This window comes from Companilactobacillus zhongbaensis (genome assembly GCF_003946515.1).
GTDB lineage: Bacteria > Bacillota > Bacilli > Lactobacillales > Lactobacillaceae > Companilactobacillus > Companilactobacillus zhongbaensis.
This window is the reverse complement of record NZ_RHOM01000051.1, coordinates 1-8,480: the sequence shown is the minus strand read 5'-3', so window position 1 is coordinate 8,480 and position 8,480 is coordinate 1. Positions and strand designations below refer to the sequence as shown.

General features: G+C 39.4%; 7 protein-coding genes. 1 reads left to right on the top strand and 6 read right to left on the bottom strand.

Going from position 1 to position 8,480, the window contains the following annotated elements; translation table 11 throughout:
* Positions 1-179: 179 nt before the first annotated feature.
* The 3 genes from EKM69_RS11795 to EKM69_RS11785 form a co-directional block, all read right to left on the bottom strand.
* Positions 180-1,220, bottom strand: a complete 1,041-nt coding sequence (locus tag EKM69_RS11795) for a serine hydrolase (RefSeq protein ID WP_125711262.1) — start codon at positions 1,218-1,220, stop codon at positions 180-182.
* 147 nt (positions 1,221-1,367) lie between these two features.
* Complete coding sequence (locus EKM69_RS11790) at positions 1,368-2,090, bottom strand: hypothetical protein (protein WP_225423892.1); 723 nt, start codon at positions 2,088-2,090, stop codon at positions 1,368-1,370.
* A 305-nt stretch (positions 2,091-2,395) separates the two neighbouring features.
* Positions 2,396-4,204, bottom strand: coding sequence for an SLAP domain-containing protein (locus EKM69_RS11785; protein WP_125711258.1), 1,809 nt, complete (start codon positions 4,202-4,204; stop codon positions 2,396-2,398).
* Positions 4,205-4,823: 619 nt separating this feature from the next.
* Between EKM69_RS11785 and EKM69_RS11780 the strand changes: the two genes are divergently transcribed.
* Positions 4,824-5,036: a hypothetical protein gene (locus tag EKM69_RS11780; protein WP_125711256.1), complete on the top strand. Its 213-nt coding sequence runs from the start codon at positions 4,824-4,826 to the stop codon at positions 5,034-5,036.
* A gap of 13 nt (positions 5,037-5,049) precedes the next feature.
* Here EKM69_RS11780 and EKM69_RS11775 read toward each other — a convergent pair whose 3' ends face one another.
* The 3 genes from EKM69_RS11775 to EKM69_RS12560 all read right to left on the bottom strand — a co-directional run.
* Positions 5,050-6,906: an SLAP domain-containing protein gene (locus tag EKM69_RS11775; protein ID WP_125711254.1), complete on the bottom strand. Its 1,857-nt coding sequence runs from the start codon at positions 6,904-6,906 to the stop codon at positions 5,050-5,052.
* 180 nt (positions 6,907-7,086) lie between these two features.
* A complete protein-coding gene (locus EKM69_RS11770) occupies positions 7,087-8,226 on the bottom strand; it encodes an SLAP domain-containing protein (protein ID WP_125711252.1) in 1,140 nt (379 codons plus the stop codon).
* A 69-nt stretch (positions 8,227-8,295) separates the two neighbouring features.
* On the bottom strand, positions 8,296-8,480 hold a 185-nt coding region (locus EKM69_RS12560; RefSeq protein ID WP_225423891.1), incomplete at its 5' end, for a hypothetical protein.

Genomic DNA, 8,480 nt, shown 5'->3' with positions numbered 1-8,480 from the left:
GAAGATGGGTTGGGTTTCTTTAAACTCCAACACCAGATCCAGCTTCTCTTGGACTGTATATTTACTTCTAGACATAAAAAAATCCCTTCATGAATATCAGATGAATTTATATTATTTCATCTGACAACCATAAAGGGATTATCGCAATTTTTGCGTGAGTTGAATCTTTTTATTTCCCATTATTTAAAAATCAACTGTGAAAGATCCAGTCCCAGCTTTGCCATACCAGAGTGTTGTGTAGCCTCGGTCCCATTTTGAGACAAGACTACAACGACAAATGCCTTACCACCTTTTTCCATAATGGCAGCGTCGTTTTGCACACCGTATTCACCGAATTCTCCAGTCTTGTTATAAACTTTCACATCAGAAGCAACTTGAGCTGGCAGCTTGGAGTGATTAGTATTTTGCGACAACAATTGCATCATTTCTGAATCAGCAGTTTCAGATACGACTTGATGATGATACAACATTGTCAAAAACCGCCCGAGATCTTTAGCCGTAGTCATATTATCTTGACCAGCAGCCAACTTCTTAGTATCCATCAGCTTTCGTTGCATGACTGAATTAGTGAGACCAAGCTTTTTGATCTCGTTATTGACGGCCGAGAGACCACCGACTTTATCCAGGAGAATGTTAGAAGCAGTGTTGTCCGATTGCGTCATCATGTACTTGAGCAAGTCTTGGTATGAAACTTGAGTCCCTGCAGCCATCCCTTGAAGAGCGCCACTTCCACCGACTTTATCCGTGTCTTTCAAAGCATATTTCTCATTGAGTTCAAACTTGCCATCTGCAACGCTTTGGTAAACCGTAGCCATAATAAAAAGCTTGATATCACTAGCTGCTCGTTGCTGTTTATCTGCACCAAAAGTAGCTGATTGCTTGGAAGATAAATCGTAAAAATATGCGGAGGTTGTACCACCGATTGGATTTAGATCATCAGACATCAGCTGTGTGGCTTTTGTTGCAATCTCGCTATTTTGACCACCATTTTTTACTGGATCATCATGAGAAGACTTGTTTTGTTTCTTCTTTGAACGTTTCGATTGCTTTTGTTCAGTCCTTGTCGAATCAGTAGCTTTTTTGTTGGAGTCATCCGATTTGACGTTAAAGAAATAAACCACGCCACCAATAATAACTATTAACAAGACGATCAATAATATGATCGTCAATTTCTTTTGACCGTTCTTGGATTTCTTGTTGTGCTTTTCTTGCTTCCCCATCTATGATCCCCGATTCCACATAATCAAATTATAAATATACTTATATATGATAGCAGTAGCCTACTGACTGTTACAAGCGTGAAAAAAATAAGAAGCTATTGTTGCGGTTCAAACAATAGCTTCTTTAAATACTTTTCATACAATTTTTTAAACTTCTGAAATATCATTCCCACACAACCAATAAACATCAGTCACCCGAAAATAAGGCACATTAGCCACATAAACTACTCGGTCAGTGAACCAAGCGCTGTTAGGCTCTAGCTTATTTCTCGAAATCACGCGACCACGACAGTCGTATATCGGGATAGCTCGGTCCGATGTTGCCTTGATCTTCGGGATAGCTCGGTCCGATGTTGCCTTGATCTTGATGTCGATCGGTTGATATTCAAACACGTCCGTAGCCTTTATCCAGGCGTCTTGGGCTATTTGTAAAAAGCGGACATTGTGGTAAAAACCGCTGCCGACGACTTTGCAGTCGTAATTATTGCCAACGGTGTAAATGTTGTGCAATTGAGAATCGTAGACACCTATGGCGTGTTCTTCAGAGTACGTCGTGACGTGTCCGTTGACGATCGTATAGTTAGTGATCAAAGAAGCGGTCCCCTCTTGTAGCGGACTAGTATGCTTCACTTGTGCAACATACACTCTTTGATCAGGTTCAGTTGCCGAAAGGATGACGAAATCCCACAGTTTTGAAGCCAATACGAAGCCACGCGGCGCTTTGACTTTCAGCTTTGAACCGACAATGCCGGTCACTTCCGTCTGTGCCACTTGGTGATCTTGCTTATTCATAAAATGGACCGTATTCGTAACCGTATTCGCCCCATTAAATGTCTTAGTTGGTTTTGAGTGATTCGACTTAATATCCAAGTTTACAAGTACTCCCTTCGACAAAATTGAAACATAACAAACTTTGTGCAGATTCCGTTACACGATATCCTTGGGAATTTTGTAGCTAATATCAACGATCAAGCCAGTTTCCAACAAATTGGCTAAAAAACTAAATTTATAAAAATCTGTCTTTGAGTTTATTCTATCATGCATGTTCCTCACTGTTTCATTCAATTTTTAATAATTCGGCATCATTTCTCATATATCCTTAATTGCCGGTTAATACCAGCAAAATTTTTTCAGATAATAAAAAATACAGCCTATTTGAAGGCTGCATTTGATAGTTATTTTAGTTCATCAGCTAAGACCCACTCATCTGAAGAAACGCGATAATACGTTTTTCCGTTGATGGTGGCAGCTTTATCGACGAACCACTCAGTATTTTGAGCTAGACTACGATGGCTCGAACTCTTTCCCTTGCTGTCATACAGCGATCGCAGATTATCGCCGGTGTTGACAACTTGTTCTGCCCGCTCGTATTCCAAAACATCGCCCGCTTTGACCCACGCATTGGTCGCGACTCGATAATAAGTTTGACCGCCAAGCGTCATTTTCTGGTCGATCCGCCAGTCAGTGTTGGAATTCAAAGCATAATTCAATTCCCGACCCATCTGATCAAAAAGCCGAACGTGTTGGCCATGCGTCATCACTTGTCCCTTGATAGGTTCAACTTTGCTAGGAGTAGCGGTCACGTCATTCGTTGAACCAGTGTCTTCGCCAGGAACGGTAATGATCGTTTTTTGTCCCGGTTGCTCAGGACGGTTTGGTTGCCCTGGTCGATCCGTCGAATCTGCTGAACTAGTTTCATTCAGATCATTTCCTGGATCGACCGATGGTTTTTCTTGGCCATGCAATCCTGAACCAGCCTGATGATCATTATCTGGTTTCGAACCAGTTTGCTGGTTGTTATCCGTTGCTGCCCCGCCTTGCTGGTCGTCATCAGGTTCCACACCATTTTCTTGATCATCTGGTTTGACCTCAATTTCATTACCCTGATCTGTTGCTGGACCTTGGCTTCCGGAAGTATTCTCACCCGGCTTTTCCTCGGGGTGCTCCGTTGGTTGATCCGGTTTTTGAGAAGTGTTTTCTTCCGGCTTTTCTTCTAGGGAAGAATCACTGTCTTCAGCTCCAGAACCAGGCTCCGGCTTAGTGTTATCAGGGATCGGTGCTATGTCTTCATCTGTCGGCGGATCACTGAGTGACGTCACTAAAACTTTTTGCGTCGTGTTTTCCGATAAGATAGTAAAAAGTTTGAAAGAAGTATCAGGATACTCATATCCTTCCGGTGCTTGGACGATGACTTCGTGCCCAGGACGGCCGGTTATTTCCGTCGTAGCAACGATCTCCCCGTCTGGAGTTACGAATTGGATCAGATTTTTAAACGTTTTAAAAAGCTTGATCTCAATTACTCTTTCTCCGTCATCCGTGACCGTAATGAACCTTTGTTCAATTTCATAACCTGCGGGAATTTTGCTCGGATCAACGACTAGCTGACCGTTAACATTGAATACCGCACTGAATCCTTCAAGATCGACACCGTCATCGGTCACAAATTTGATCTCTTTTTCAACTTGGGTGACCACGGGTGCAGGTTTTAAGTATACGTAAAAAGTTTCACCCCAGTTATTATTTCCCGAGACAAACGTCGTCTGACGATTAGTATCAACTACATATCCTTTAGGAACGTATTTTTCATAATCTTTGATCGTGATCATTTCGCCAGTATGCTTCAAGATCGACCGCATCGAAACGCCCTTTGCTCCCATAAATTGAATCATATCATAGCGCGTTTTTGCTGCGAGCTTGATCGTGATCGCATCGGTTTTTTCAGTGATCTTGATCGATTGATCTTGGTCATCAGCCAAAAAATAACCTTTTGGAAGGAATTTCTTTAAGTCTAAAAATTGGCCAGTGGTAGTAGTGATCGTAACTGATTTCGGTGCGCCAAAATCAGCTGTAAAGTGCAGTGTTAGTTTTCGTTTCTTCGTCGATTCCTCCCGAAGATTTTCAGCAGCAAGCACAATGCTCGGCGTAGCCACTGATCCTAACACCATTCCGCATAACAAAGTACTGATGAGTATTTTTTTCTTCATGTCTTCTCTCTTATATCTTATTGTTGCTGGTTTTGCCGTATATTGCTGGTTTCCGTTTTGTATGGGAGAGTGTTTGGATTGTGGAATCCAATTTTAGTTGAACATTTCGCTTTTGATGTTTGCTGGCTCTACTTGTGTGGTTTGTGGTTGTTATTTTTTGTAGAGGTTCGCGTTCTATCTTTATAGTGGAAACGAGTTCCGGGAGATAGCGGCCTCCGGTTTAGAAACTGTCAGCAGGCACGGCTTCGCCGCACCTTGGGTGCTGACAGTCCCTAAATCCTCAGCAGCTGACCATCTCCCTCCACTCTCTTTTTTTATACCACTCCTAACTCATTAAATTTCTTTGGAACACCAAAAACCAAGTTCCCCAACTTGGTTTTTGTCCGCTGATTCAATCCCTACTAGTTAGGTGAATACATCTCACCCCACCTATATGGTTACACTTTTGTAACCGTTTCCAATTTATCGTATTTACTGGCTCTTGCCTAGTCAAATAAACGATTATGTTCAATTCAGTAGTTCTTCATATTACTGTATTTATGGAAAATATTTTTCATGGCGTTTGCTTTCTTACTCCGTGTTATGTTTATACTTTTACTAACACAAAGGGGGAATTATTTTGGATACAGTTTGGTCTTGGATTAAAGGTATTTTGATATTAGTTATTGTTTGGCTAATTCTTTGCGCATTGATTGCTGGGATCCGGACTTTGTTTAATAAACTCATCAAAAATGATGAAGATAGTTTTTCCGATAATTTCCTGGAATATTTTTTAAAATACTCGATCCAACTAATTGGTTTTAAGACTAAAAAATCCCCACCTTCAAAATAAGGTGAGGATTTTTCTATTTAATATCAGCAGCTGAAAGCCACTCTGTTGTTGAAACTCGATAATATTTTTGCCCGTTGATCACGGTTGATTTATCTGTTTGCCAACTAGTATTGCCTGCCAAACTACGTGACACAGACTGCTTGCCACGACTATCGTAAAGCGGTGTAACTTTATTTTGAGTAGTTATAACTTCATTAATACTACTGTATTCAAAAACATGTTCTGCTTTGACCCATTCGTTTGAAGAAACTCGATAATAAGTTTCTCCTTTGATAGTTTTCTTTCGATCAATTTGCCAATCAGTTGTCGATGATAATGATCGGTTAGACTGCTTACCATTACTATCAAAAAGCGGGATTTGCGTCATGTTTGAATGTGTTGATACTACTGACTTGAATTCTGTTTCGTTCGTATCTCCTGTCGTTGGTGGAGTTCCATTGTTGTTGTTTCCTGTTCCTGGTGTTGGTTTGGAACTGCCTGTATTGCTGGATGTTGAACCGGAATTGGAGTTTGAACCGGTGTTGTTATTGTTGGATTTTGATACCAACATTGTTTGTCGAGATTTTACGCTAGAGATATAAATATAATCATTCACGTTACCTGGGAAATAATAACCATTTGGTGGTTGAACACCTATTTTTTGTCCGTCAATCCCTTTAACAGCAAGTGGCTTCCCAATTACATTTGAATTTCCATCAATAAAACTAATGGTATTCTCGATAACCTTTTTCGCTACTATTTTTTGAATCGATCCATTTTCCTTATATTTAAGTGGTTCACCTGTAATTTTATATCCTGGAATTCTGTCATCAGAAATAATAATTGTTTCACCAAATTCACCTTTTGATTTGATCTCTTCCAAGACCTTACCTGTTTCATCAACAATATTAATCGTATTATTTACCGTGTCTCCCTTTACAAGGACATCAATGTATAAATTATTATTGTCCAAGACGAAATATTTTTCATTTTCGTTTACCAAAGTGTAATTATCAGGAGCATAATCCAACGATACCATGGTATAACTACCAACAACCAAGTTATTTGCTCCACCGCCTCCCTCAACAATAGTTCCATCTTTTGTCACATATCTGATAATTTTCCAGACTTTTGTATTAGTAACCGGAATACTAACTTTAGTTCTATCCTGTTGTATAGTTACAACCTTATTGCCCTTAATCTTAAATCGATCACTATCCTCCAATTCAACTTTACTACCGATTTCACCAAATACAATTTTTGATCCAACCACTTTTCCGTGATCATCAACAAATGTTATAAAATTTCTAGGCAATCTTTTTTGGATATTAATCACAAGCTTTGATGGTTTTCTCGGTAAAGTCACATCTTTTGAAGATAAATTCATGCCAGTATCATCTGTCACAAATTCATACCCATCAGGCAAAATATCTCTTTGTAATGTCACGAGAGAATCTACTTTCCCAGTAACGAATTGGGGAGTTTTTCCTTTAATGATTTGGCCACTACTCTCTTCAATAAATTCAATCTCATATTCGAAAGTTTTTGGCTTTAAATAAATTTTATGTTCAAAATGCATTTCTTTGTTAATAGTTATTTCTTTTATTTCTTTCCCTTGTCTATCTACCAGTTCATAATTTTCAACAAATCCCTCTATCTTTGGGATACTGTCCAATTGAATTGTTTCATTTATCTTACCCTCAATTTGTACTTCATCCACATATGGTGACAAATCTGTATTATATCTATGAAAAACAATTCTATTAGTTGAAGAATTTTCTTCCATATTTTGTGCAAATACTGTGTTAGCTCTAAGACTATTTGTTTCAACATAATTTCCCATAACTAACCCACACAATAAAGTAACTATTACAACTTTTCTCTTCTTCATTTCCTTACCCTTTTTCCATAGTTGTACTTAATATATATGATAAGGAATGAGTTATCTATCAGGAAATTGTTTCCATTACAAATTAGCTAGCGAACTAAAATTAATAAAATACCTCACGAAATCAAAATCGGTAAATCTATACAAAAAAATCCCCACTCCAATGATGAAGTGAGGATTTTTCTATTTAATATCTGCAGCTGATACCCACTCTGTAGTGGATACTCGATAATAAGTTTGTCCATCAACGTTAATAGTCCGGTCTGAATACCAAACTGAGTTTGGTGCGACTGATCTTTGTGTTAGTTGATTTCCTTTAGTGTCATACAAGTGAGCCACGTTACCATCTTTAATAGTTACGTTGGTTTCGTTTGCGGTGTATTCGTAAACGTCGCTTGCTTTGACCCATTCTTCTGTGGAAACTCGATAGTAGTCTTCACCGTTTAAGGTCATTTTCTTATCGGTTGCCCATTCGCTGTTAGCACCTAATGATCTGCTTCCAGCACTCTTGCCGTCAGCTGAATAAAGTGGTGTTAATTTGCCGTAAGTTGATACTGTGCCTTTGTTTTCAACGACTGTTGTATCTTTCTTTACGGTAACTTGTTGCTTCGTTCCGTCTGGTTGCAAGGTGATCGTGTTCCATTTTGGATTAAGGATCGTGTAACCAGTTGGGATCTGGTCGGCAGTCAAGTCGACTGTGGCACCAGCTTCTTTACCACTGACTACGGCAGTTCCTACTTCAGTTTTTGCTTCATCGTTGTTGACGAAAGAAATTGTGTTGGTGATAGCTTTGCTGACGTTTAGGTAGATGTCTGATGAGCCTGATCCTAAGACGACTTTTTGATCACTGGCTTTGACTAAATAATAGCCACTAGGAACTTTGGATACGGAGACTGTTTCACCGGCTTTTCCGGAAACTGTTTCTGTACCAACACTTCCATTGTTGTAAATGTAGTGGACCGTAGCAGTCACGTCGCCGACTTTTTCCAAGTCGACCCGATTGATCGTACCGTCCTTTGCTAGCGTGTAGTCGGTGTCACCGGAAGCTACTTGGTAGCCATCTGGGATGACCTTAGTTAAGTCGATCTTTTGGCCAACTTTGTCACCTGTGACCGTAGTTGAGGAAGATCCGACTTCGACGTTGCCGCTAACGAAGATCAATTGGTTGGAGATCTTGTTAGTGCTAACGTCAGTAGTTTTAGTTGCTGCATCGATGCCTGCATCTGTGACAGCATCGACGATAGTTGATTGGAGACCGATAGTTCCGAGCACGATCCCGGAAAAAATTAAGCCTTTAACAATATAAGATTTAGTAATTTTCATATTTACCTCGCTCTTAAGATTATTGTACCAACGCAATTATGAAACTAATTCAATGAAAATACTTGATTATTATTTTTTCTTAAATAATTCATAATTAAAAAAAAGGGCGAATTTTATAATCAAGTTAGCCACCTTAAGAAAATCTGAATAAAAAAACACCAAGACGGAAAAATCAGTTATCATTGGAGTTCCGACACTAACAATGAAAGAGGTTTTTCGTCTTGATGCATCAACAGAATACCATAATTCGCAAA